This window comes from Chitinimonas sp., assembly GCF_036568685.1.
GTDB lineage: Bacteria > Pseudomonadota > Gammaproteobacteria > Burkholderiales > Chitinimonadaceae > Chitinimonas.
In genome coordinates this window covers 1-22,963 of the sequence record NZ_DATCSC010000034.1, presented here as the reverse complement: position 1 = coordinate 22,963, position 22,963 = coordinate 1, and the positions used below count along the sequence as shown (strand labels likewise).

The 22,963-nt window shown below is 63.4% G+C and carries 26 protein-coding genes; 8 read left to right on the top strand and 18 right to left on the bottom strand.

The genetic code is table 11. The features are described 5' to 3' along the window. Window positions 1–233 precede the first annotated feature (233 nt). Window positions 234–1,028: an SDR family NAD(P)-dependent oxidoreductase gene (locus VIM95_RS05515; protein ID WP_331983854.1), complete on the top strand. Its 795-nt coding sequence runs from the start codon at window positions 234–236 to the stop codon at window positions 1,026–1,028. A gap of 9 nt (window positions 1,029–1,037) precedes the next feature. Here VIM95_RS05515 and VIM95_RS05510 read toward each other — a convergent pair whose 3' ends face one another. Continuing rightward, the gene (locus VIM95_RS05510; RefSeq protein WP_331983852.1) at window positions 1,038–1,622 is read right to left on the bottom strand and encodes a nucleotidyltransferase family protein; all 585 of its coding nucleotides are present in this window, start codon (window positions 1,620–1,622) and stop codon (window positions 1,038–1,040) included. A gap of 114 nt (window positions 1,623–1,736) precedes the next feature. On the opposite strand from VIM95_RS05510, the gene VIM95_RS05505 reads away from it, so the two are divergent. The 3 genes from VIM95_RS05505 (at window position 1,737) to VIM95_RS05495 (ending at window position 3,504) form a co-directional block, all read left to right on the top strand. Further along, complete coding sequence (locus tag VIM95_RS05505) at window positions 1,737–2,441, top strand: ComF family protein (protein WP_331983850.1); 705 nt, start codon at window positions 1,737–1,739, stop codon at window positions 2,439–2,441. Between the two features lie 17 nt (window positions 2,442–2,458). After that, window positions 2,459–2,959 carry a cupin domain-containing protein gene (locus VIM95_RS05500; protein ID WP_331983848.1) on the top strand — a complete coding sequence of 167 codons (501 nt, stop codon included), beginning with the start codon at window positions 2,459–2,461 and terminating at the stop codon, window positions 2,957–2,959. Window positions 2,960–3,036: 77 nt separating this feature from the next. Next, window positions 3,037–3,504 (top strand): tRNA (cytidine(34)-2'-O)-methyltransferase, encoded by a 468-nt coding sequence (locus tag VIM95_RS05495; RefSeq protein WP_331983846.1) that lies wholly within the window; start codon window positions 3,037–3,039, stop codon window positions 3,502–3,504. Between the two features lie 50 nt (window positions 3,505–3,554). On the opposite strand, the gene VIM95_RS05490 is transcribed toward VIM95_RS05495, so the two are convergent. The 17 genes from VIM95_RS05490 to VIM95_RS05410 all read right to left on the bottom strand — a co-directional run bounded on the left by VIM95_RS05490 (window position 3,555) and on the right by VIM95_RS05410 (window position 19,535). Continuing rightward, window positions 3,555–5,393 (bottom strand): diguanylate cyclase, encoded by a 1,839-nt coding sequence (locus VIM95_RS05490; RefSeq protein WP_331983844.1) that lies wholly within the window; start codon window positions 5,391–5,393, stop codon window positions 3,555–3,557. A 188-nt stretch (window positions 5,394–5,581) separates the two neighbouring features. Continuing rightward, window positions 5,582–6,028, bottom strand: coding sequence for a 50S ribosomal protein L9 (rplI, locus tag VIM95_RS05485; protein WP_331983842.1), 447 nt, complete (start codon window positions 6,026–6,028; stop codon window positions 5,582–5,584). A 15-nt stretch (window positions 6,029–6,043) separates the two neighbouring features. Beyond that, window positions 6,044–6,271, bottom strand: coding sequence for a 30S ribosomal protein S18 (gene rpsR, locus VIM95_RS05480; RefSeq protein WP_284196645.1), 228 nt, complete (start codon window positions 6,269–6,271; stop codon window positions 6,044–6,046). Between the two features lie 38 nt (window positions 6,272–6,309). Then, entirely contained in the window at window positions 6,310–6,612 is a 303-nt protein-coding gene (gene priB, locus VIM95_RS05475; RefSeq protein WP_331983837.1) for a primosomal replication protein N, read from the bottom strand. A 13-nt stretch (window positions 6,613–6,625) separates the two neighbouring features. Beyond that, window positions 6,626–6,997, bottom strand: a complete 372-nt coding sequence (gene rpsF, locus VIM95_RS05470; RefSeq protein WP_331983835.1) for a 30S ribosomal protein S6 — start codon at window positions 6,995–6,997, stop codon at window positions 6,626–6,628. 195 nt (window positions 6,998–7,192) lie between these two features. Further along, window positions 7,193–8,512: an NAD(P)/FAD-dependent oxidoreductase gene (locus VIM95_RS05465; protein ID WP_331983833.1), complete on the bottom strand. Its 1,320-nt coding sequence runs from the start codon at window positions 8,510–8,512 to the stop codon at window positions 7,193–7,195. Window positions 8,513–8,581: 69 nt separating this feature from the next. Next, window positions 8,582–9,190 (bottom strand): uracil-DNA glycosylase family protein, encoded by a 609-nt coding sequence (locus VIM95_RS05460; RefSeq protein ID WP_331983831.1) that lies wholly within the window; start codon window positions 9,188–9,190, stop codon window positions 8,582–8,584. Window positions 9,191–9,197: 7 nt separating this feature from the next. Next, window positions 9,198–9,965 carry an MBL fold metallo-hydrolase gene (locus VIM95_RS05455; RefSeq protein ID WP_331983829.1) on the bottom strand — a complete coding sequence of 256 codons (768 nt, stop codon included), beginning with the start codon at window positions 9,963–9,965 and terminating at the stop codon, window positions 9,198–9,200. Continuing rightward, a complete protein-coding gene (locus VIM95_RS05450) occupies window positions 9,962–10,738 on the bottom strand; it encodes a TatD family hydrolase (protein ID WP_331983827.1) in 777 nt (258 codons plus the stop codon). Before VIM95_RS05450 ends, VIM95_RS05455 begins: the two co-directional genes overlap by 4 nt. Before the next feature lie 81 nt (window positions 10,739–10,819). Further along, entirely contained in the window at window positions 10,820–13,201 is a 2,382-nt protein-coding gene (locus VIM95_RS05445) for a penicillin acylase family protein (protein WP_331983825.1), read from the bottom strand. Window positions 13,202–13,347: 146 nt separating this feature from the next. Next, window positions 13,348–13,725: a PilZ domain-containing protein gene (locus VIM95_RS05440; protein ID WP_331983823.1), complete on the bottom strand. Its 378-nt coding sequence runs from the start codon at window positions 13,723–13,725 to the stop codon at window positions 13,348–13,350. Window positions 13,726–13,734: 9 nt separating this feature from the next. Beyond that, the gene (gene holB / locus VIM95_RS05435) at window positions 13,735–14,742 is read right to left on the bottom strand and encodes a DNA polymerase III subunit delta' (RefSeq protein ID WP_331983821.1); all 1,008 of its coding nucleotides are present in this window, start codon (window positions 14,740–14,742) and stop codon (window positions 13,735–13,737) included. Beyond that, the gene (tmk, locus tag VIM95_RS05430; RefSeq protein ID WP_331983819.1) at window positions 14,742–15,380 is read right to left on the bottom strand and encodes a dTMP kinase; all 639 of its coding nucleotides are present in this window, start codon (window positions 15,378–15,380) and stop codon (window positions 14,742–14,744) included. The genes holB and tmk overlap by 1 nt, the downstream gene beginning before the upstream one ends. Before the next feature lie 129 nt (window positions 15,381–15,509). Next, window positions 15,510–16,547: an endolytic transglycosylase MltG gene (gene mltG / locus VIM95_RS05425; protein WP_331983817.1), complete on the bottom strand. Its 1,038-nt coding sequence runs from the start codon at window positions 16,545–16,547 to the stop codon at window positions 15,510–15,512. A 48-nt stretch (window positions 16,548–16,595) separates the two neighbouring features. Next, window positions 16,596–18,605, bottom strand: coding sequence for an ATP-dependent DNA helicase (locus tag VIM95_RS05420; protein WP_331983815.1), 2,010 nt, complete (start codon window positions 18,603–18,605; stop codon window positions 16,596–16,598). A gap of 324 nt (window positions 18,606–18,929) precedes the next feature. After that, window positions 18,930–19,121 (bottom strand): YjfB family protein, encoded by a 192-nt coding sequence (locus tag VIM95_RS05415; RefSeq protein WP_331983813.1) that lies wholly within the window; start codon window positions 19,119–19,121, stop codon window positions 18,930–18,932. Between the two features lie 81 nt (window positions 19,122–19,202). Further along, on the bottom strand, window positions 19,203–19,535 hold the full coding sequence (locus tag VIM95_RS05410; RefSeq protein WP_331983811.1) for a hypothetical protein: 333 nt from the start codon (window positions 19,533–19,535) through the stop codon (window positions 19,203–19,205). Between the two features lie 167 nt (window positions 19,536–19,702). Here VIM95_RS05410 and dapC point away from each other — a divergent pair, with 167 nt between their 5' ends. The 4 genes from dapC to VIM95_RS05390 all read left to right on the top strand — a co-directional run. Next, window positions 19,703–20,917 (top strand): succinyldiaminopimelate transaminase, encoded by a 1,215-nt coding sequence (gene dapC / locus VIM95_RS05405; protein ID WP_414648481.1) that lies wholly within the window; start codon window positions 19,703–19,705, stop codon window positions 20,915–20,917. A 10-nt stretch (window positions 20,918–20,927) separates the two neighbouring features. Beyond that, window positions 20,928–21,254, top strand: coding sequence for an antibiotic biosynthesis monooxygenase (locus tag VIM95_RS05400; protein ID WP_331983809.1), 327 nt, complete (start codon window positions 20,928–20,930; stop codon window positions 21,252–21,254). Window positions 21,255–21,321: 67 nt separating this feature from the next. Next, window positions 21,322–22,149: a 2,3,4,5-tetrahydropyridine-2,6-dicarboxylate N-succinyltransferase gene (gene dapD, locus VIM95_RS05395; protein ID WP_331983807.1), complete on the top strand. Its 828-nt coding sequence runs from the start codon at window positions 21,322–21,324 to the stop codon at window positions 22,147–22,149. Between the two features lie 257 nt (window positions 22,150–22,406). Continuing rightward, the coding region (locus VIM95_RS05390) for a TonB-dependent receptor plug domain-containing protein (RefSeq protein WP_331983805.1) at window positions 22,407–22,963 on the top strand (557 nt) is incomplete at its 3' end.

The following is a 22,963-nucleotide window of genomic DNA, read 5'->3' as shown; positions in this document are numbered from 1 at the left end:
TGGCAACCCCCGATCAGGGTTGTCGCAACAACCCCTATCTGGTCCGTTCTGCCAACCCCGATCCGGGCGGCCATGGCAGCCCCGATCTGGGTTGCACCGATAAACCCTATCTGGGCTGTTAAAGCAGCCCTATCTTCAGTAGAACGATAACGTCCGGTCTCGCTCCAAGGTGGTCGGACCGGTCGCATCCGCAAAAGCGACTGCCATACTTCCATAACAGCAGGAGCCCAAGCATGCAGATCGATCTCTCAGACAAGACCGCGCTCGTCACCGGTTCTACCGCCGGCATCGGCTTTGCCACCGCCCGAGGCCTCGCCAAGGCCGGCGCGCGCGTCGTCCTTAACGGTCGTAACACGGACAAGGTCAGCACGGCCATCGAGCAGCTGCGCGCCGAAGTACCCGGCAGCACCATCCTGGGCTATGTCGGCGACCTGGCCACCGCCGCAGGCTGCGATGCCCTGCTTGCCCAATATCCGTCAGTCGACATCCTGGTCAACAATATGGGCATCTTTGCCCTGCAGGATTTTTTCGAGACGCCTGACAGCGAATGGCAGCGCTTCTTCGACACCAACGTGATGTCCGGTGTCCGCCTCTCGCGCGCCTATGCCCAGGGCATGGCCAAGCAGGGCTGGGGGCGCATCGTCTTTCTCTCTTCAGAGTCTGGCGTCAACATCCCGGTCGACATGATCCACTACGGCTTCAGCAAGACCGCGCAATTGGCAGTCTCGCGCGGCTTGGCCAAGCGGCTGGCCGGCACCGGCGTGACGGTCAATGCTGTGTTGCCAGGCCCCACCCTTTCCGACGGTGTGGCAGAGCTATTGCAGGAGGAGATCAAGCGGACGGGCAAGTCGCTGGCCGAGGTCGGGGCCGATTTCGTCAAGGCCCACCGCCCCACCTCCATCATCCAGCGCGCAGCCAGCGTGGACGAAGTAGCCAATATGATCGTCTACGTCTGCTCCAAGCAGGCTTCGGCAACCACCGGTGCCGCCTTGCGGGTGGATGGCGGGGTAGTGGATACCATCGTCTGAGCGCTGGTCTCAGGCGGAGCGGCTGGCCTGCGCCTCGGCCAGCATGGCCGGGGTGTCGATGTCGAGTACGCAGCCGGCGTCGTCACAAGACAGTTGCAGCGCCTGGGACCAATCCAGCACGGCCGCTGCGCCACGCTCGCCGCCAAGCGTGGCGAGCGCCGCAAAGGCGGTGCACGGAATGCCGCGCGGGTGGCCAGGTCGCCCCTGATAGACCGGCATGACCAACCGCGCCGCGGTGGTCAACCTATCGGCAACGGCAGCCAGCGTGTCGGGCCGTACAAAGGGCATATCCGCCAATCCCATCACCACGCCCACCAGGTCCTGCGCCTGGGCCCAGCGTATGCCACAGGCGACTGAGCTGCCCAAGCCTTGCCGGGCGGACGGGTTCACCAAGGCATGAACGCCAAAGCGGGCACACTGGGCAAGGCCGAAATCGTCATCCGGCCCTACCACCACCGCCAGCTTCGGAAAGACCATGGCGTAGCACTGCAAGACGGTAGCCAGCAGGCTTTCTCCTTCGTGGGTCAACGCCTGGCGCTTGTCGCTGCCAAAGCGCGTAGCACTGCCGGCTGCAAGCAAAATGGCTGCGATCATGGTTTGGACTCGTTGTGTGGCTGCGGCACCGGCAACGGCCGGTAGCAGGCAGCATACCGTTGCCGCGGTTGCACAAGGTAGTATCGGCGCAGAGCAAACTACTCAAGCCATGGCATGCTCAAGCAGCGCAAACCCGCCAAACTGTTCACTCGTCTCGCCGGCGCCCTGTTGCCACAAAGCTGCGTGCTGTGCCTGGCCGACAGCGGCGAGGCCAGCGTATGCCAAGGCTGCGCAGCGGAATTGCCTTGGGCCACCGCACCACGTTGCCCTGTCTGCGCCATCCCCACGCCGCAGGGCCTGCATTGCGGCGCCTGCCTCAAGCAGGCACCGGCCTTCGACCATACCGTGGCGGCCTGGTGGTACCAATGGCCGCTGGACCGCTTGATTCCTGCCTACAAATACGCAGGCCAGCTCGGTCTGACATCCAGCCTGGCCGATGGCCTGCTGGCGCAGGCCCGGCAAGCCGATCGGCCACAAGCCTTGTTGGCCATGCCGCTGCACCCGGACCGGCTGCGCGAACGTGGCTTCAACCAGTCGTACGAACTTGCCAAGCAGTTGGCCAGCGCACTGGACCTGCCCTTGCTGCAGAACAACGTTGTCCGCACCCGCCTTACCCCGCCACAAGCCAGCCTGCCGCTAGAGGAGCGACACAAGGCCATACGCGGTGTCTTCCAGGCGGCAGGCGACGTAACCGGCCAGCATATTGCGCTGGTCGACGACGTGATGACCAGCGGCGCCAGCCTGCACGAGCTGGCCAAGACCCTCAAAGCGGCCGGTGCAAGCCGCGTGGATTGCTGGATACTGGCCCGTACTATCTAGAAGAGGAGCAAGACCCGATGACACGCCCCGATTGCATACGCCACTACCAGGATATCCAGGAAGCCGACGATAGCCACTACCCTGGCAGCGCCGAACTGATGTCCATAGGCTCACCGTTTGGCCGGACCTTCGGCTTCAAGCGCCTGGGCATACACCATGAGCTGCTGCCCCCCGGCAGGCGCACCTCCTGGCCGCACGCAGAAAGCACCGAGGAGGAATTCGTCTACGTGATCGAGGGTACGCCCGATGTCTGGCTGGATGGTACGCTGTACCGGCTGCAACCGGGTGACGGCGTGGGCTTCAAACCCGGCGATGGGCTGGCCCATAGCTTCATCAACAATACCGATACCCCAGTGCGCCTGCTGGTGGTAGGCGACACCAACCGCGCGGACAATCGGATCCACTACCCCCTGCACCCCAAGCGCAATGCCGAGATCGGCGCGCTGCACTGGACGGATGTACCCGAACGGTCACTGGCCGGGCACGATGGCTTGCCGGATGCACAACGGGAAGCGTGAGGCCCGCTGCTGCCCTAAAATAGCGTTTTGCCTTACGGCGGCCGCGAGCGGCCGCCCCCTGCCGAGTTGCCCGCACCATGTTCGCCGTTATCCTGTTCCAGCCAGAAATTCCCCCCAATACCGGCAATGTGATCCGCCTTTGCGCCAATGCCGGTTGCGAGCTGCATCTGGTCAAGCCGCTGGGCTTCCCGCTCGACGACGCCAAGATGCGTCGCGCTGGCCTTGATTACCACGAGTACGCCAAGATGCAGGTACACGAAGACTGGGCAGCCTGCGCAGCCCATTTCGCCGGCCGGCGTATCTTTGCCATGACCACTCGGGGCTCAACGCGCTACGACCGGATTGCCTACCAGCCGGGCGATGCCTTCCTGTTCGGGCGTGAATCGGCCGGCTTGCCGCCCGAGCTGCGCGACAGCTTTGCGCCGGATCGCCGCATCAAGCTGCCCATGCGGCCGGACAACCGCAGCCTCAACCTCTCCAATGCGGTTGCGGTCACGGTGTTCGAAGCGTGGCGGCAGCACGACTTTGAAGGCGGCCTGATTTAGGAACGACAAAGGCCGCATGAAGCGGCCTTTGCTATCTGCTCGGGTATGTCTTACTGCGGCTCCGCCACGATCACCTGGTTCTTGCCGGACTTCTTGGCCTCGTACATGGCCTGGTCGGCACGCTCGGTCGCCGCTTCCTGGTGCTCACCCTGGATATAACGGGTCACACCAGCCGAGAAGGTGATCAACACCCGTTCGTTGTTGTGCAGGAAGAAGCGCCGTGTCAGCTCCCGCTGTACCCGCCGCATGATATTGGCTGATTCGCTCAGCACCGTCTCCGGCATCAGCACCACGAACTCCTCGCCGCCGTAGCGGGCCACCACATCGGTGGGCCTGAGCACATCCTTGACCACGGTCACAAGGTGCACTAGCGCGTCGTCGCCCGCCTGGTGGCCCCGCTGGTCGTTGAGCTTCTTGAAGTTGTCGATATCGAGCAGCGCCAGGCATAGCGGCTTGCCGCTACGGGCCACGCGGGCGATCTCGGTGGAGAAGGCCTCCTCAAAACCGCGCCGGTTGAGCGCGCCGGTCAGTTGGTCCTCGCGCACCTTTTCGCTGACTTCGCGCAGCTCGGCCTCCAACTGCTTGACCTTGCTGTCGGCTTCCTCGGCCGCGGAGCGGGCCACGACCAACTCCTCGCGCGAACGGGCCATGTCGAGCTGCATGGTGCGGGTGTCCTGCATCAGCTCGTCCAGGAGATGCTTGAGGTCGACGATGTTTTGCGAACCTTCGATGCGCTGGGCGTAGGCGGTGATCTTGTCATGGTAGCCGGTGGTGGTGTCGGTCATGCTGCCCAGCCGGTCGATAAACAGCGAGATCATGCCCTTGAGCGTCTGCTGGGTCTCTTCCAGGCTATGGTGCAGCATGCCCTGCTTGTAGACCACCTCCTTGAAGCCGACTTCGGCGTCATAGAGCCGGCTCATGCTGAGCGGCTTGGAGAGGATGTCGCGCACCACCGCAAGCTGGCCTTGCACCCAGCTGTCCTCGCCCGACAGGGCCACGAGGTTGTCGCTCAACAGCATCAGGAGATTGACGAGGCCATTGACGATGCGGCCCTCGCGCTCGCTCTTGAGCTCGAGCTGGATCCAGAATTTCTTGAGCCGCTGCGCCAGGAAGTTGAGCCCCTGCTCGCTGGACACGCTGTCGGCGGCGAGGGCCAGGCTGGTGGCTTCCTCGGCAAGGTCGGGATGGTCCGGCAAGCGTTCGGCCAGGCCGATGCGCAACGTGGCAGCCAGCAACTCGCGCCACTGCTGCCAGTCCCCCACGCTGCCACCCTGGGTCGGGACCGCGGCGGCCACCTGGGCGGCCTGCGGTGCCGCCTCGGCGGCGGCATCGGCGGCATCCACGGTCTCGATCACGTCGATGTCGCCACTTACCCCCGAACCTTCGGCCCAGCTGCGCACCAGGGCAGCCAGCTTTTCGTTCAGGAGCGAGGGATAGTTGCCGAAGTTGAGCAGGACCTTGGCCAGCGACTCCTGCTTGCGTGTATGGCTGAAGTGCGGGCTGCGCAGATCCCACTGGGTGATCAGTTCGCGGATCAGCTCGGACCATGCGCGCGTCAGCGACGCCTGGCCGTTCTGGGACTCCACCGCCTGCAAGAGGATAGGCGGGATATTGCCCCATTCAGCCTTGTTGGCCGCCTTCTCCAGCAGCACAATGTCGCGCTGCAGCTCGGGTGTCTGCTTGGGAAAATGCTTGAGTACGCCAACCATCTCAGCCACGAGCGGGTGCGGCCCATTGCCGTTGCCGTTCCCTCGCGCACGGGGCTTGCCACCCGAGATCTCGCAGTAGATCTCCTCGTAGTGCTCGGGCGTCGGCACGATGCGCCGCAAAGCCAGTTGCCTGAGGGTCTCGCGGGCGATATCGGTCGGATTGGTCAGCGGGTTGCTCATGTAAGTGCTGGGTAAAGCTGTTGACAAACTGTCCGTACAAGCAGGGATCACCCCCCAAAGGGCGTCAAGACGGCCTGCAGCCTATGCCTGCGGAATTATGGAGCATGTACGGCACATCCGATAGACAACACAAAACAAAAAGGGGTCCTGGCGAACCAGGACCCCTCTTGTCAGGCAGACGCAGTGGCTTAGGCGCCGACGACGACAACCTTCACGTTCACGACCACGTCGTGGTGCAGCGCCAGGGCAACTTCGTACTCGCCGATGGCCTTGAACGGACCTTCCGGCAGACGAACTTCCATCTTGGCCACGGGCACGCCAGCAGCGGTAACGGCTTCGGCGATGTCGTGGTTGGTGACGGAGCCGAACAGACGGCCGTCAACGCCAGCCTTCTGGGCGACGGTAACGGTGAAGTCGGCCAGCTTCTCGGCGCGGGCCTGGGCAGCAACCAGGATCTCGGCCTGTTGCTTTTCCAGATCGGCGCGGCGGGCTTCGAAGGCCTTCAGGTTGGCTTCGGTAGCGCGCTTGGCCTTGCCTTGCGGGATCAGGAAGTTACGGGCGTAGCCATCCTTGACCTTGACGATATCGCCCAGGGTGCCGAGGTTAGCGACTTTTTCCAGCAGAATGATTTGCATGTTGGCAGCTCCGGCTTAGTGCTTGTCGGTGTAAGGCATCAGCGCCAGGAAACGAGCGCGCTTGATGGCGTCGGACAGCTGACGCTGGTAACGGGCCTTGGTACCGGTGATACGAGCCGGGATGATCTTGCCGTTCTCGTTGATGAAATCCTTCAGCAAGTTGACGTCTTTGTAATCAACTTCCTTGATGCCTTCGGCGGTGAAGCGGCAAAACTTGCGACGCTTGAACAGATGACGGGACATGATGACCTCTTGAATTCAGAAAACTGTGGGAGCCGTGCTCAGACGCGCTTCCAGTCGGTAATGTGCAAAACCAGGTTGTGCTTGTAGCGTTGGCTTCGTCCGGCCAAGAAACCCTTGATCAGGATCTCTGTGCCCTCCGCCAAGCTCGCCAGCGCCTTTGCCTTATCACCCAGGCAGATACAGGGCATTTCGCACTGCACCTTGCGGTCGGACCCGGCTTCCGTCTGGGTCGATTCATGCATCAGCCTGAATTCGACTGCCGGAATGCCGGCCGGGGTGTAACGCAGGGGCTGGAGCTCAAGTACCTGGCCGTTTGCCACGACCTGGTTGCGCGCGCTCAAGCCACGAGCCTAATCAGGCTGCAGCCGCTTCCTTGGCTTCAGGAGCCGTGGACAGCGACTTGGACTTCTCTTCCTTCATCATCGGCGACGGCTCGGTGATGGCGCGCTCGGTCTTCAGGGTGAGGTGGCGCAGCACGGCGTCGTTGAACTTGAAGGCGTGCTCGAGTTCGTCCAGGGTGCCTTGACCGATCTCGATGTTCATCAGCACGTAGTGTGCCTTGTGCATCTTCTGGATCGGGTAAGCCATCTGGCGACGGCCCCAGTCTTCGAGGCGATGGATCTTGCCGCCGTCGTTGGTAATCATCGTCTTGTAGCGCTCGATCATGGCGGGCACTTGCTCGCTTTGATCGGGATGCACGATGAACACGATTTCGTAGTGTCGCATGTGATCTCCTTGCGGATTAATCAGCCTGCCGTCATGCGGTAACGGTCAGGCAAGGGTGGAAAGCCGGGCATTCTAGCCTTGAACGGCAAGACATGGCAAGGAAATCAGGCATTTACCCCGGCAAGCTGCAATGGCGCCTGAAATTCCCTGTGGCTGGGGCTGGGCCAGCCCGTGCGGCCCTGCCCCGCCGCCGCGCTAATGCAGCTTGATCTTAGGTCTGTGGACCTTGTCCAACCATTCCGACAAGGTGATCAGGATGGTGCGCATCCAGCCCGACAGCGCCAGTTGGTGCTGCTTATGCAGGCCCCAGTACATGAGCTTGGCCAGTTGCCCTTCCACAAACAGGCTGCCCCGGGCCAGACTGCCCATCAAGGAGCCGACCGAGGAGTAGTTGGCCAGCGAGACCAGGGAGCCGTGGTCCTGGAAGCTGAAGGGCTGCAGTGACTTGCCGGCGATGGCCCGCTCGATATTACGGCGCAACAGGTCGGCTTGCTGGTGGGCCGCCTGGGCCCGCGCCGGCACCCAACCGCCGTGGCCATTGGGGCAGGCGGCGCAGTCGCCAAAGGCAAAGATGCGCTCATCGCGCGTGGTTTGCAGCGTGGGCTCGACCACCAACTGATTGATACGGTTGCTCTCCAGGCCATCGAGGTCCTGCAGCAGGTCCGCCGCCTTGATGCCGGCCGCCCAGACCGTGAGCGTGCTGGGCACGAAGGCGCCGCTGGCCATGCGCACGCCCTGCTCGCTCACCTCCACCACCCGCTCATTGCTGTGGATCTCGACCGACAGCTTGCGCAGCTCGGACGCGGCCGCCACCGAGAGGCGTTCAGGCAAGGCCGCCAGGATGCGCTGGCTGGCTTCCACCAGCACAATCTTGAGGTCACGTTCCGGGTCTACATGATCCAGCCCAAAACTCATCAGCACCTGGGCGGTGGCATGCAGCTCGGCCGCCAGCTCCACCCCGGTCGCACCGGCACCGATGATGGCCACGGTCATGCGGCCACGGCCGGCCTCCTGCGGCAGGTTGTGGGCACGCAGACAGGCGTCGATCAGGCGTTCATGGAAATGCCGCGCAGCGGCGGGGCTGTCGAGGCAGATGGCATGTTCGGCCACGCCCGGCGTGCCAAAGTCATTGGTATGGCTGCCGATGGACAGTACGAGGTAGTCGTAGGCGAGGCGCTGGGCGGGGATGATTTCGCGGCCGGCAGCATCAAGCAGCGGCGCGATCAATACCTCGCGCTGGGCTCTATCGAGGCCGGTCAGGCGGCCCTGGCGGAAGTGGAAATGGTGCCAGCGGGCCTGGGCGAGGTATTCGATCTCCTCGGCGTGGCTGTCGTAGCTACCGGCGGCCAATTGGTGCAGGAGCGGCTTCCAGATATGGGTCCGCTGGCTATCCACCAACACGACCTCAGCCTTTTTACGCCTGCCCAGCCGGTCACCCAATCGGGTTGCCAGTTCCAGGCCGCCGGCCCCGCCGCCGACGATGACGATGCGGGGAACACGTTTGTCGTCGTTCATGCACCACCTCGTTGATTATATTCATCGCCATTCTAGCGGATTGTGCAGTGCAGCACATCGCCTCGGCAGCTATGTACCATCCTCCGCCATAGCAGCTGCCACCGCTTCGTGCAGCCGCGGCAGTACCTCGCTGGCGAACCAGGGGTGTTGGCGCAGCCAGAGCGTGCTGCGCCAGCTTGGGTGAGGCAGGGGGAAAAAACGCGGCAGATAACGCTCGAAGCCACGCACGGTCTCGGTCATGGTGGGCGGTGCATCCATCAGGTAGTGACGCTGGGCGTACTGCCCTACCAGCAACACCAGCCGCACATCCGGCAGCTGCAGCAGCAGGCGCTGATGCCAGAGCGGGGCGCACTCCTTGCGTGGCGGCTTGTCGCCGCCACGTGGCTGCACACCGGGGTAGCAAAAGCCCATGGGCATGATGGCAACCCGGCGCTCGTCGTAGAAGACGGCGTCCTCCATCTGCAGCCACTGCCGCAGATGTCGGCCACTGGCATCGTTCCAGGGGATGCCGGTCTCGTGCACCTTGGTGCCAGGCGCCTGGCCTATGATCAGGAGGCGGGCCGACGCCGCCATGCGCACGACCGGTCGTGGACCGAGCGGCAGATGGGCCGCACAGACCGTACAGGCCCGCGCGGCGGCCAATACGTCGGCCAGGCCTTCCTCGCGCGGACCGGGCATGCCGGCCTTACTCCACCGTCAGCCGCATGCCGTCGTAACCGACCTCGATGCCAGCCGGCATACGGGCAGAGAGCGCGTGGTATTCGAGCTCATGGGTCATATGGATCAGCACGGTCCGCTTGGCACCAATGCGTTTGGCGGCGGCCAGCGACTGCTCGACCCCAAAGTGGGTGTGATGCGGCTGCTCGCGCAGGCAGTCGAGCAGCAAAAGATCCAGCCCGTCCAGCAAGGCGTAGCTGGACTCGGGGATCTCGGACACATCGGTCAGATAGGCAACCTTGCCGATGCGGTAGCCGTAGACCGGCCAACGGCCATGTAGCAGCGGAATGGGGGTGATCTCAATCCCTCGATGGCAGAAGGCGGCATGTACCGGTGTGGTCTGCAAGGACGGCAGCTCCCACCAGGGACCGGGCGGCAAGGTCGTGTAGTGGAAACGCGCATGGATGTCGGCCATGGTGTAGTCGCTACCGAACACCGGCAGTGGCGCCTTGTTCACGTAGCAGAAGGCGCGCAGGTCATCGATGCCGTTCATATGATCGGCATGCTGGTGCGTGTAGAGCACCGCATCGACCTTGACCAGCTTCTCACGTAGCGCCTGGGTGCGCAGGTCGGGGCCGGTATCGATCAGAAAACTCAAACCCTGGGTGGTGACCACGCTGGAGGCGCGGGTACGCCGGTTGCGCGGGTCGTCCGAGCTGCAGGTCGGGCAAGTACAGCCTATGGCTGGCGTACCGGCGCTGGAACCACAACCCAGGATCAGGAGTTCGGTGCTCACGCGAGCTTTCCTTCCAGCTTGAACAGGCGGGCGAAGTTGGCCGTGGTGGCGGCCGCGACTTCGGCCACAGAGATGCCGCGCAAATCGGCGATATGCTCGGCCACGTGCCGCACCAGTGCCGGGTGGTTCTGCTTGCCGCGGAAAGGCACCGGCGCCAGATAGGGCGAATCGGTCTCGATCAACATGCGTTCCAGCGGGATGGTACGGGCCACCTCCTTCAGCTCTTCGGCCTTCTTGAAGGTAACGATGCCGGAGAAGGAGATATAAAAATTCTGCGCAATGGCGGCGTCGGCCACGGCTTGCGATTCGGTAAAGCAGTGCATCACACCGCTGGCCTCGCTGGCCTTTTCCTCGGCCATGATGCGCAAGGTATCTTCCGAGGCGCTACGGGTATGGATGATCAGCGGTTTACCGGTCGCCCGTGCGGCACGAATATGCACCCGAAAGCGCTCGCGCTGCCACTCCAGATCGCCCTGCAGACGATAATAGTCGAGGCCGGTCTCGCCGATGGCGATCACTTTGGGATGCTGCGCCAGCTCAACCAGTTGCTCGACGGTCGGCTCGATCTCGTCCTCATAGTCCGGATGCACTCCGACCGAGGCATAGACATGCGGATAGCGCTCGGCCATGGCGATGACGTTGGGCCAGTGCGGCAGGTTGACCGACACGCACAAAGCATGGCTGACCTGGTTATCGCGCATGGCAGACATCAGCTCGTCAGCACGTTCGGCAAGCTCGGGAAAGTCGATATGGCAGTGGGAATCGATAAACATCTTGTTCGGGGCGCTACGGAAGAATGGAGGTGCAGGCCTGCCTGTACCCCGCTAAGTTTATCGCGTTCGCATCTGGCCGCACTACCTGGCGGGAACGATGCGCAGTGTGTGCTCAGCCGGCCCAGGCAGGAAGGGGGTCGGATCTCCGCGCACCCAGGCCTCATGACCAGCCAGGAAATAGGCGCTGAGCGGGTGACCGCTCTGCCCGCCCGGCATATTGAAGATGCCCAGCGCCTCCTTGCCGGGCGCTACCACCATGCGCTCGGACTGACCAAAGTTCGGCGCGGCCACGCGCGGCATGTCCTCATCACCGGGCAGTTCATCCGCCGGAGCCGATAACCAGGACTTGAGCGCCGGCATGAAGCGGGCGAAGGGATGGCTGATAGCGGCCGTGTTGCGGGCGCCCCAACGCGCCTCCGCCAACTGCCTGCCACCCTGGGTCAGCTCACCGATTACCCGATCGATGGCTGCCAGCTGCAATGCCTGCCAGCTGCGGCCCTCGCTCAGCCAACCCTTGGGGCGCTCGTCTACCAGTCGCGCTGCCACCGCACTCCAGCGTGGATTGGCGAGGGCGTAGTCGGCTCCCTCGAATTCAGCCGCCATCTGCTCATCCGCTGCGGCAAAGAGCTCATCGTAGAGCGCATGCATAAAACCACGGGTCAAACGGTAACCAACCGAATCCACACTGGCGCGTCCGCTCCAGCCCTCGATCAAGAGACGGCGGAACTCGGCCCGCTGCGGCCGGGTGGCGACGGCACTATCGGTCAACACCTTGAGGGCGCGCTCGCGCCAGGGCTCCAGAAAGAGTGCGCGGTCATCCAGGCCCACGCCATAAACCCCTTGCTCGGTAGTCTTGCCCAAGGCGCTCAGATCGTCGCGGACCTGCTGGGCGCGGGCGCCGATGTCGGCACCACCATCGCCTATCTTGCGGTAGTCGGCACCGGCCAACTGGCGGTTGTTGGCAGTCCAGAGCTGGCCCGCAGCCGGATCGTTGACGCGCGGATAGTCGGCCGGTGCACGCAGACCCTGCCAGCCAAGCTGGCTTGCTTCGGCCGGGTAGGGAAAGCTGGCCGCGAACTCGGCATCCCGCGCCGGCAACGGGCCCGCTATGGTCCAACCTATATGACCGGCACTATCGCCGGCAGTCATATTCTGTGCCGGCATGCCGGCACGGTTGGCCACCGCCTGCGCCTGCGCCAGATCAGTGGCCGCTTCCATGCCACGCAGGGCCAGGTTGACCGCGCCGGGTTCGTGCGCCACCCAGTGCACCGCGTAGTAACGGCCACCCAGTTCACGGATCGGCCCCAAGGAGCTTTCCAGCACGGTCAGCGTCTCGCTCGCCTGGCCCTTGACCAGCAAGGATTCGACGCGTGGGCGCACCGTCTCCCAGCCCCCCGGCAGCTTGAAGCGCAAGGGGTTGGCCGGGTCGCGCTGCAGCTCCACCAGATCCAGATAGTCGCCGTAGCTGTTGGTAAAGCCCCAGGCCACATGGCCGTTGCTGCCGGCCACTACCAGCGGCGCGCCAGGCAGGGTCACACCGGCCACCTGGCGCTGACCGCCCTGCCCGTCCGGGTACTGCAGCACAGCGCGGTACCAGATGTGCGGCAGGCGGATGCCCAGATGCATGTCGTTGGCAACAATGGCAACACCATGTTCACTGCGGCTGCCGGCCACCGCCCAGTTGTTGCTACCCACACTGCTACGGAAAGGCTGCGAGGCTGCGCTGGGCTTGCTGGGCCGGGCAAACCAGTCCGGCGCGCTGGCAGGCGCCAACGGCAGGTTGAGCGTCAGCACATCAAGCGGTGCGTCGTGCAGGGTGCTTTCCGGCAGCAGGAAGGCCAGCTGTTCGGGCGTGCTATGCGCCTTGAGCCAGCCGCGGGCCAGTTCACGTCGCTCCAGATTGCCCTGCAACTCGAAATACATGGCCCACACCACCAGCGGGGTATCGGCAGGTTGCCAGGCGCGCGGCTGGAGACGCAGCAGGCCATACTCGAACGGGCGGGACCGCAACGCAGCCAGACCATCGTTCACGCCGGCCGTATAGCGGTCCAGCAGTTGCCTGTCCTGGGCTGAAAGCGCAGCCAACGCAGCCTCGGCACGAGCCCTGAAGCGGTGGAAACGGTGCGATCTATCGATATCCAGTGCGGCCGGGCCGATCAGTTCGGCCAGCTCACCGGCCGCCACTCGGCGCATCAGGTCCATCTGAAAAAAACGGTCCTGGGCGTGCAGGTAACCCGTGGCGTAGGCCAGGTCATCACGATCCTGCCCTGCTACGGTGGGGACGCCGAGCGCATCACGATTGACGATCACCTCGGCATGCAGGCCCTGCCCAGCCACGTCACCATCCAGTGTTGCAAGGCTGCCACGCAGAAACAGCCATAGGCCCAGCACCGCCATGAGGCAGAGGCCCAAAAGACCCAGCATGAAACGCAGCGCCCAGCGCCGCACTCTGTTGTCCGTCATGTTGCACCCTGTTTTTTTGAGCCTGGCCACCTGGCTTGCGCATCAACGCTGCCACGAGCGGCGCATAAACAAGCTCTTATATGTCCGCTCCAAGAAAAGGCCCGGTCGGTGCCGGGCCTCTGTCAGGTGCGCTGTTGCAAAGGGTATCACATGGTGTGGGTAGTGCGATTGGACTGCAGGGCACCGCCCAACAGCCCCTCTATCTTTGCCCGAGCCTGCTGGCCCGCCTCATTCTCGGAAAACTGCACACCCACCCCCTGAGTACGGTTGCCGTGCGCGCCAGCCGGGGTGATCCAGGCCACCTTGCCGGATACGGCGATCCGCGCCGGGTCTTCCATCAGCTGCAGTAGCATGAAGACTTCGTCGCCGATGTTGTAGGCCTTGGCGGTAGGAATAAAGATGCCGCCGCCCTTCACAAAAGGCATGTAGGCAGCAAACAGACCGGCCTTTTCCTTGATGCTCAGAGACAGCACACCGCCGGTACGGGGGGCTGCTGGTGCGGCGGGTTTCGGCGCTTCGGACATATCGGGTTGTTATCCTTTGTTCACGGCTCTGACGGCCTGCTGGTAACCGAACAATAGCTGCTCGTAGACGAGCCGTGCATTGAGCGGGTGGCTGGAGAACTTCTTCGCCTCCAGCACGGTATCGTGGTAGCGCATCAGCCGGATCGGGTCCAGACCTTGCGCCAAGGGCGTCAGGCGGCCGGTTTCGTCCGGATAATAGCGGACAGACTGTGCCAGCCCCAAGCGCGCCAGATCATGCAGCCAGCGCGCCAACCAGTCGGTGACGCGGGCAACCTCTACCTTTTGCTTATCCAGGCGCTCGGCCAGGGCCAAGGGGTCGAGCTTACGGGGCTCGGCCAACTCGCTCAAAAAGGAGCGCCGAGCAGCCAGCACGTTGGCATCGGCTCGCTCCATGGCCGCCAGCGGGGCTCCGCCGGCTTCGGCCAAATGGGATTCTGCATCATCCAAACCTTGCGCAGCCAGCCAGGCCAGCGCCTCGTTGCGGGCGGGCACGGGCAGTACAAGGCGACGACAGCGGCTACGTATGGTGGGCAAGAGGCGCCGCCATTGATGGCTGACCAGAATGAACATGGCACCGGCAGGCGGCTCTTCCAAGGTCTTGAGCAAGGCGTTGGCAGAGGCCAAATTGAGCGCCTCGGCCGGCTGGATCAGGGTGACGCGGCGACCGGCGCGGTGCGCGCTCAGGTGTACAAAGTCGTTCAATTCCCGCACTTGGTCGACCGAGATCCAGGCCGAGGCCTTTTTCTTGGCCTTGCCGTCTTCCTCACCCTCTTCCTCGGTGGCCGGTGCCAGCTCGCGAAAGTCGGGGTGATTGCCGGCCTCGAACCAGCGGCAGGCGTCGCAAAGCTCGCAGGGCTTGCTGCCCTGGGCGGTCTCGCACAGCAGCGACTTGGCCAGGTGGCGGCCAAAGGCGAGCTTGCCGATGCCGGGCTCGCCGGTCAGCAGCAAGGCGTGCGGCAAACGCTCACCCTGTGCCAGCAGCCCTTGCCATTCGGCCTGTTGCCAAGGGTAGAGCATCAGGCCACTCCCAGCTCGGCCAATACCGCGGCCAGGTCTGCCTGCACCTGCGCCACCGACTGGCTGGCATCCAATACCCGCAGCCGACCACCCGAGGCCTGTGCCCGTGCGTGGTAGGCGGCACGGACCCGCTCAAAGAAGGCATCCTGCTCGCGCTCGAAGCGGTCCAGCTCACGGGCACCGGCAAGGCGGGCGCGGCTGACTTCCAGCGGCACGTCGAACAGCAGCGTCAGATCGGGTTGCAGCAAGCCACCTTCGCGGCCCTGCACCCATTGCTCCAACGCGGCGAATTTGGTCAGGTCCAGACCACGGCCACCGACCTGGTAAGCGTAGGTTGCATCGGTAAAGCGGTCGCAGATCACCCAACGTCCCTGCGCCAGTGCCGGCTCGATCACCTGCGCCAGGTGCTCGCGGCGTACAGCGAACATCAGCAGCGCCTCAGTCTCCAGGTGCATGGCTTCGTGCAGCAAGAGCTCGCGCAGCTTCTCCCCCAGCGGCGTACCACCGGGCTCCCGGGTTACCAGATGATCTATGCCGCGCGCAGCCAACTGGCCCGTCAGCCAGGCAAGGTGCGTGCTTTTGCCGGCGCCATCCAGGCCTTCAAGCGAGATAAAGCGTCCGGGGGGCGTAAGCGACATGAAAACAGCTTCCAGGCCCTACGGGCCGATGAGTTGGGGGCGGATTATGCCAAATGAATAGATCATCGTGCCAGCCTGGCGACCACACGATCTATGGGACCGCAGGTTAGCGAGCGGCCGGCCTTAACGTCAACGGCCACCTAGCTGGTAACGGCGCACAGCCTGATTGTGCTCGGTCAGGCTTGCAGAGAAATACGAGGAACCATCGCCTTTGGCCACGAAATACAAGGCCTTGGACTGGGCCGGATTGGTAGCCGCCAACAAGGAGGCCATGCCCGGCATGGCGATAGGCGTAGGCGGCAGGCCGGCTCGGGTGTAGCTGTTGTAAGGCGTGTCAGTCTCAAGGTGGACGCGCTTGAGATTGCCGTCGAAGCTCTCGCCCAGACCATAGATCACCGTGGGGTCAGTCTGCAGACGCATGCCGATGGCCAGCCGGTTATGGAAGACCGAAGAGATCATGGGCCTATCTTTGGCGGCACCGGTCTCTTTTTCGATGATGGAGGCCAGGGTCAGAAGCTCGTAGGGGTTCTTGAGCTGCAGATTGGCCGCCCTTGCCTCCCAGGCGGTAGTCAGCTGCTTTTGCATGGCCTCGTAGGCGCGCTTGAGCACCTGCAGATCCGAGCTTTGCTTGGCAAAGTGATAGGTATCGGGGAAGAACAGGCCTTCGGGACTGGACACTTGCGCGCCGATAGCGGCCAGCAGCGCGGCATCGTCCATTGCTGCAGTGTCGTGCCGCAGATCGCCATTGCGTGCCAAGGCAGCCTTGACCTGGCGCCAGTTCCAGCCTTCCACCAGGGTGATGGTGGCACTGGTCACGTCGCCATCGCTGAGCTTGGCCAAGAGCTGCAAAGGGGTGACGGGCTGGCTGATCTCATAGCTGCCGGCCTTGATCCGGCTGGCAGCGCCCGTGGCCCGCGCAAGTTGTACCAGCAGCCAGGGCTCGGTCACCAAGCCTTCGGCAGCCAGCTGGTTGGCCGCCATACGCATGGTGGTGCCACGCTCCAACACAAAGTCGCGCGGGGCGTTTTCCAGCGGCAAGGGGCTGCTGGCATAGTGCCAGATGTAGGCCGCGGCAGCGCCGGCAGCCAGGAGCGCCAACAGGAACAGCATGGCGAACAGGCGGCCAAGCACGGAGGTCTTCTTCTTTTGGGCTCGCTTACGCGCCACGCACATCTCCCTGATTCTGGTGGTACTGCACTATCTAAATTAAGCGGGCTACGCGCTCGCTTGCGTCTTCATCCGGGCAAAGAAGCGCTCGACCACGCTCTGCTCACGGGTACGCAGCATGGGCGGCAAGGCCTTCCAGATCTGTTTGCCGTAGGGCTTATCTACCAGCCGCGGATCGCAGATCATCAGCACGCCCTGGTCGTGCTCGTCGCGGATCAGCCGGCCGGCGCCCTGCTTGAGTGTGATGGCGGCGCGCGGCAGCTGGTATTCAATAAAGGCATTGCGGCCAGACTTGTTGATCTTGTCGATACGCGCCGCCAGTACCGGGTCGTCCGGCGAGGCAAACGGCAGCTTGTCGATCACCACCAGCCTGAGCTGTTCGCCCTTCACATCGATCCCCTCCCAGAAGGTCTGGCTGGCCACCAGGATGGCATTGGGCTGGGTACGAAAGCGCTCGAGCAGTTCGGTGCGGGTGCCCTCCCCTTGCAATAGCAGCGGGTACTTCAAACCCAGAGCGGGTAGCCGGGCATTGAGCAGATCATGGGCTTCGCGCATGGCGCGCAGGCTGGTGAACAGCAGGAAGGCATGCCCTTCCGAGAGCTTGAGCAAGGGCAGCGCAGCGTCGACCACCGCAGCGGTGTAGTCGCGGCTGTTCGGGTCCGGCAGGCCCTGCGGCACATAGAGCAGCGCCTGCTGCTTATAGTTGAACGGCGACTCCCAGGCTGCCTGTTCGGCATCCCACAGGCCCAGCTCGTGGGCGTAGTGTTTGAAGTTGCCATTCATGGCCAGGGTGGCGCTGGTGAAGATCCAGGCACGCTCTTCGTTCATCTGGCGATTGAACAGGCGGGCGATATCAAGCGGGGTGATATTGAGCTGAAAGCCATGCGGACCAACCTCCAGCCAATACACCGCCTCGGCCGCATTGGCGAGCTTCTTGGCCGCCTCGCTACCTGGCGGCGGTGGCGTAACCGGAGAGTCCTCCGTACCGCCGCTGCTGGCGCGCCAGTTGCGCAGCACGCCCAATTGCTCGGCAGCCCGGCGACGGCAGTTCTCCAAGCCTTCGGAGCGCTCGGCCTGATCGATCAACAGATCCACCAGGGCAACGAGCTTCTCCTCCAGATCCTTGAGCGCAGCGTGGAATTCGAGGTTCTCGGCCAATTGGTACTGCGGCGCGCGCAGGTTTTCCTGGCCGAACACCAACCGCAGGTCGCGCGTCGACTTATCAAGCGCCAGGGCGGCAGCCGGCAGGTGGACGAAGTCCTTGGCCGCTGCCAGCGCCTCGGCCCGGCTGTCGCGCGCCAGCTCCAGGAGCGAGCCCGAAGCCACCGTCTCGCCAAAGAACAGGCTGGCCACTTCGGGTAACTGGTGCGCTTCGTCGAAGATCACGGTGTTGCAGCGGGGCAGCAGCTCACCGGCACCTTCGTCCTTGAGCCAGACGTCGGCAAAAAAGAGATGGTGGTTGACCACCACCACATCGGCGTCGAGCGCGTTGCGCCGCGCCTGCATGACAAAGCAGTCCTGATAGTTCGGGCAATCCGAGCCCAGGCAATTGTCGCGGGTCGAGACCGCATGCTGCCAGGCTGGGGACGACTCGGGTACGGCATTGCAGCCGGACTTGTCGCCATCCTTGCTGGCCGCGGCAAAGCGGGCGATGGCCTGCAGGTGGACCACATCCTCCTTGCGGGCAAAGCGGCCATCGGCCAGCGCGCGCTGCAAATGGTAGGTACAGACGTAGTTGGCGCGGCCCTTGAGCAGGGCAATGGTGACCGGTACCTTGAGCGCGGACCGCACCTTGGGCAGGTCGCGGTGAAAGAGCTGGTCCTGCAGCGTCTTGGTACCGGTGGAGACGATGACCTTGCCGCCCGAGAGCAGCGCGGGGACAAGGTAGGCGTAGGTCTTGCCGGTACCGGTACCGGCCTCGGCGATCAGGGGCTTCTTGGCGCGGATGGCCTGCTCGACAGCCTGCGCCATCTCCACCTGCTGCGGGCGGGGCCGATAGCCGGGTATGGCCTGGCTGAACAGGCCATTTTCAGAGAATACGTCGTCGAGCGTGGTCACGGGCGCGTGGAATTCAGGAGAAAAAGCGCGGCGATTCTAGCACGATGGCCGCCACCCCTTCGGATTCGCAAAGGGCCTGATGCTCTATCGAGCGCAGCGAGGTTCCCCGCCAGCGGGCGGGGCGGAGGGGTGGGAATTCAATCAGGGAAGGGCCCCGCTTCAGGCCTCACAAATACATAGCGCACGGGTATCCCGGGCGCCTGCGCTGACCTGCCAGCCCTATGCAAACTGAAGACCTCTTCGGCCCGGCCAATAAAAAACGCCGCGGGGGGCTCGCGGCGTTGTCTAGCGGGCTTACAGGGCCCAGGTGGATGACCGAGGGGATCAGGCCCGGACGTCGACCGAATTTCCCAGATGGGCCGGATTGCTTGGCGGCGTGGGCAGCGCCTCAAGCAGGGTCGCGGCATTCTGGGCCTGGATGTCCATGGCCTTCCGCAGCGTAAGAATAGCGGCGCTCGCCTGGGTCTTGGCCGCAGCCTGATCCGAGATTGCGCTTGCCATGCTGGAGATATCCATGGAATGCCTTTCGCCCTAAGGGCATAAAACCGACTGCATTACAAAAGCGACCATTACAGGTGGCCACGCTCCTGCTATCGGCTACTTCTTGCGCTTCTTTAGGGTCGACGCAGATTTTTTCTTGCCACCACTGGATTTGCCGGCAGCCACCTTTTTGCCCGACTTGCCGCCGCCCTTGGCGACCTTGCCAGACTTGCCCGTCTTGGCAGACTTGCTGCCTTTACGGCTGCTCGACGCACTTGCGTGCCTGGGTTTGCTGATAGGTAGCGCGGCAGCCGGGGTGTCGCCCGGCAGTGGGGCATCGGACTGCAGCGGTGCGGCCGGGGCAGCAGGTGGGGTATCGGCCATCGCTGGTGCCATGAGGGCGAGCGAGAGCAGACAGGCGAGCGAAAAGCGGGGCAGCTTGGACATCATGCGTCATGTACTCCAGTAGACGTTCGAGCGCGGAAGCGGCTAAAGGCGCGTAGTGTAGCGCCGGGCCGGACCGGGCGCAGGTTTGTTTCAAAAGCGAAACACGGCAGGCCGGTGCTCTGACTTATACTTGTGGGCTTTCCCGCCATTGCGCGTGCCAGGCACGCCCCATGAACAGGCCGACCACCGTGAATCCCCTGCTAGACCGACTGCAGCCGTATCCATTCCAGCGCCTCAAGGGCCTTTTGGCTGATGCCAAACCGGATGCCGGCCTGCGGCATATCGATCTATCCATCGGGGAACCCAAGCACCCTACCCCACAACTCATTAAGGATGCCTTAACCGCCAACTTCGGCGGTCTGGCCCAATACCCAGCCACCTTGGGCTCGGCAGAGCTGCGCGGTGCCATTGCCGACTGGCTGGCCAGCCGCTACGGCATTGCCCGGCCCGATCCCAACCGCGAGGTGCTGCCGGTCAACGGCAGCCGTGAGGCGCTGTTCAGCTTTGTGCAGGCGGTAGTGGACGCCAGCGGCAAAGAGCCACCGGTGGTGATATCGCCCAACCCCTTCTACCAAATCTATGAAGGGGCAACCCTCTTGGCGGGCGCGACGCCCTACTACCTGAACTGTCTGGCCGAACGACGCTTCCAGCCCGACTGGGACAGCGTGCCGGAAACCATCTGGCAGCGCACCCAGATCGTTTTTGTCTGCTCACCAGGCAACCCCACCGGCGCGGTCGTGTCGCTGGAGGATTGGCGCCGGCTGTTTGCGCTCTCCGATCGATACGGTTTCGTGATTGCCAGTGACGAGTGCTATTCGGAAATCTGGTTCGAACAGCCCCCGCTGGGTGGCCTTGAGGCCGCCAACAAGCTCGGGCGGGACTATAGCCGGCTGGTGGTGTTCTCCAGCCTCTCCAAGCGTTCCAACGCCCCTGGCCTGCGCTCCGGCTTTGTCGCTGGCGACGCCGACATCCTGGCGGGCTTCCTGCTTTATCGCACCTATCACGGCTCGGCGATGTCGGCCACGGTGCAGGCCGCCAGCACCGCCGCCTGGCGGGACGAGGCGCATGTGGAGACCAACCGGGCAGAATACCGGGCCAAGTTCGAAGCCGTGGTACCGCTTTTGGCCGCTCCCTTGTCAGCCGAATGGCCCGATGCCGCGTTTTATCTCTGGGCCCGCGTGCCGGAACGCTTTGGCAACGACGACGCGGCTTTTGTACGTACCGTCTTCGAGCAATGCCACGTGACTGTGCTGCCAGGCAGCTATCTGGCGCGTGAGGCACACGGCGTGAACGCCGGCGCAGGCCGCATCCGCATCGCCCTTGTCGCACCACTGGCCGATTGCGTAGAGGGCGCGCGCAGACTCGCTGAATTTGCGTCTCGATAAAGGCCCCGCCGTGTACTCCGCCACGTTTATCTTCGACACCCGTCAGTTCGACGAGGCCTTCCACGCCCTCGATCGGCAGATCGCCGAAGCGGCGCGGCAGAGCACCGGCTACCTGGGCGAGGAAGCCTGGGAGGACCCCAAGACCGGCCGCATCGCCAATGTGTACTACTGGGCCAGCGAAAATGGCCTGAAGGAATTGATGGCTGACCCGCGCCATATTGAAGCCAAGCGCCGTTATGGCGAATGGCTGTCCGGCTACCAGGTGATCATTTCCCAGGTACTGCGCAGCTATGGTGACGGCCGCATTGCCCACCCGGCAGCCCTGCCGCAAGCCTGATACAGATTTTTACTCAATCATTTAGCAGATATTTCGACCTCGTCACCATTCAGAAGGAAGTCCAGACATGAGCCAACACCCCCTGCAATCCATTATCGAGATCGCCTTCGAGAACCGCGCCGAGATCAGCCCCAACAATATCTCGCCTGAGCTGCGCGCTGCCGTTGACCAGGTCATCATGGAATTGGACCGCGGCACCCTGCGCGTCGCCGAGAAGCGCGATGGACAGTGGGTCGTCAATGAGTGGGCCAAGAAGGCCGTGCTGCTGTCTTTCCGCGCCAATGACAACAAACTGATGAATGGTGGCGAAACCCACTTCTTCGACAAGGTCGACAGCAAGTTCGCCGGCTACACCGAGGCCGACTTCCGCGCCGGCGGCTTCCGCGTGGTACCGCCCGCCATGGCCCGCCGTGGCAGCTTTATCGGCAAGAACGTAGTGCTGATGCCCTCCTACGTGAACATCGGCGCCTACGTGGACGAAGGCACCATGGTCGACACCTGGGCCACCGTGGGCTCCTGCGCCCAGATCGGCAAGAACGTGCACCTGAGCGGCGGCGTGGGCATCGGCGGCGTACTGGAACCCCTGCAGGCCAGCCCCACCATCATCGAGGACAACTGCTTTATCGGCGCCCGCTCCGAGATCGTAGAAGGCGTGATCGTAGAAGAAGGCTCTGTGATCTCCATGGGCGTGTACATCGGCCAGAGTACCAAGATCTATGACCGCGAAACCGGTGAAGTGACCTACGGCCGCGTACCGGCCGGCTCGGTCGTGGTCAGCGGCAACCTGCCCAGCGCCGACGGCAAGTACAGCCTCTACTGCGCCGTGATTGTCAAGAAAGTGGATGCCAAGACCCGCGCCAAGACCAGCATCAACGACCTGCTCCGCGGCGTTTAAGCACGCCTCGGGAAAACCCTGACTAGACGCCACTCCCTTTCTGAGGGGGTGGCGTTTTTGTTGTTCAACACCAACACAAGAATGTTTCAGGGACATCTTTTTTTACATATTTTTGTGGATTTGTTGCCGCTTGATTAGCATCGCCCGCCTCCTGATTGGTGCACGCACCAATCTGGTGCGGGTGGTGATCCCACCCGAGCTTGGAAACTCGGCTACCCCGCCGGGTTTGCCATGAAATGACTACTCGGGAGTATTCAATGCAAGTCAAGCGTATCGCTTACGCCATCAGCCTGATCGGCTTCGCCGCCGTCGGCTTCGCTCACGCCGCAGACGAAGCGGTTGAAAAGATTTCGATCACCGGCAGTAACATCAAGCGCATCAATGCCGAAGGCCCGCTGCCTGTCGCCGTGATCAAGAAGGAAGAAATCCAGCAGAAGGGCATCACCTCGACCAACGAGCTGCTGCGTTCGCTGTCCTACATGTCGAGCTACAACGCCGACCTGACCTCGAACAGCCCCAATACCTCGGGCACCGCCACCGCTGGCTTCCGCGGCCTCGCCGGTGACCAGACCGTGGTTCTGCTGAACGGCCGCCGCCTGGCCAACTATGGCTTTGATGGCCAGTTCACCGACCTGAACACCATCCCCATCGGTGCGATCGAGCGCGTTGAAGTGCTGAAGGACGGCGCCTCCGCGATCTACGGTGCCGACGCCATCGGTGGCGTGATCAACTTCATTACCCGCCGCGACTACGCCGGCGGCGAAATCTCTGGCGGCTACGGCATTACCGACCGTGGCGATGGCGCCGAGCGCAG

What these genes read in the sequence shown, in the direction of transcription:
- VIM95_RS05515 (WP_331983854.1), top strand. Translation starts at nt 234, where the DNA reads ATGCAGATCGATCTCTCAGACAAGACCGCGCTCGTCACCGGTTCTACC.
- VIM95_RS05510 (WP_331983852.1), bottom strand. Translation starts at nt 1,622, where the DNA reads ATGATCGCAGCCATTTTGCTTGCAGCCGGCAGTGCTACGCGCTTTGGC.
- VIM95_RS05505 (WP_331983850.1), top strand. Translation starts at nt 1,737, where the DNA reads ATGCTCAAGCAGCGCAAACCCGCCAAACTGTTCACTCGTCTCGCCGGC.
- VIM95_RS05500 (WP_331983848.1), top strand. Translation starts at nt 2,459, where the DNA reads ATGACACGCCCCGATTGCATACGCCACTACCAGGATATCCAGGAAGCC.
- VIM95_RS05495 (WP_331983846.1), top strand. Translation starts at nt 3,037, where the DNA reads ATGTTCGCCGTTATCCTGTTCCAGCCAGAAATTCCCCCCAATACCGGC.
- VIM95_RS05490 (WP_331983844.1), bottom strand. Translation starts at nt 5,393, where the DNA reads ATGAGCAACCCGCTGACCAATCCGACCGATATCGCCCGCGAGACCCTC.
- rplI (WP_331983842.1), bottom strand. Translation starts at nt 6,028, where the DNA reads ATGCAAATCATTCTGCTGGAAAAAGTCGCTAACCTCGGCACCCTGGGC.
- rpsR (WP_284196645.1), bottom strand. Translation starts at nt 6,271, where the DNA reads ATGTCCCGTCATCTGTTCAAGCGTCGCAAGTTTTGCCGCTTCACCGCC.
- rpsF (WP_331983835.1), bottom strand. Translation starts at nt 6,997, where the DNA reads ATGCGACACTACGAAATCGTGTTCATCGTGCATCCCGATCAAAGCGAG.
- VIM95_RS05465 (WP_331983833.1), bottom strand. Translation starts at nt 8,512, where the DNA reads ATGAACGACGACAAACGTGTTCCCCGCATCGTCATCGTCGGCGGCGGG.
- VIM95_RS05460 (WP_331983831.1), bottom strand. Translation starts at nt 9,190, where the DNA reads ATGCCCGGTCCGCGCGAGGAAGGCCTGGCCGACGTATTGGCCGCCGCG.
- VIM95_RS05450 (WP_331983827.1), bottom strand. Translation starts at nt 10,738, where the DNA reads ATGTTTATCGATTCCCACTGCCATATCGACTTTCCCGAGCTTGCCGAA.
- VIM95_RS05445 (WP_331983825.1), bottom strand. Translation starts at nt 13,201, where the DNA reads ATGACGGACAACAGAGTGCGGCGCTGGGCGCTGCGTTTCATGCTGGGT.
- VIM95_RS05440 (WP_331983823.1), bottom strand. Translation starts at nt 13,725, where the DNA reads ATGTCCGAAGCGCCGAAACCCGCCGCACCAGCAGCCCCCCGTACCGGC.
- holB (WP_331983821.1), bottom strand. Translation starts at nt 14,742, where the DNA reads ATGCTCTACCCTTGGCAACAGGCCGAATGGCAAGGGCTGCTGGCACAG.
- tmk (WP_331983819.1), bottom strand. Translation starts at nt 15,380, where the DNA reads ATGTCGCTTACGCCCCCCGGACGCTTTATCTCGCTTGAAGGCCTGGAT.
- VIM95_RS05415 (WP_331983813.1), bottom strand. Translation starts at nt 19,121, where the DNA reads ATGGATATCTCCAGCATGGCAAGCGCAATCTCGGATCAGGCTGCGGCC.
- VIM95_RS05410 (WP_331983811.1), bottom strand. Translation starts at nt 19,535, where the DNA reads ATGATGTCCAAGCTGCCCCGCTTTTCGCTCGCCTGTCTGCTCTCGCTC.
- dapC (WP_414648481.1), top strand. Translation starts at nt 19,703, where the DNA reads ATGAACAGGCCGACCACCGTGAATCCCCTGCTAGACCGACTGCAGCCG.
- dapD (WP_331983807.1), top strand. Translation starts at nt 21,322, where the DNA reads ATGAGCCAACACCCCCTGCAATCCATTATCGAGATCGCCTTCGAGAAC.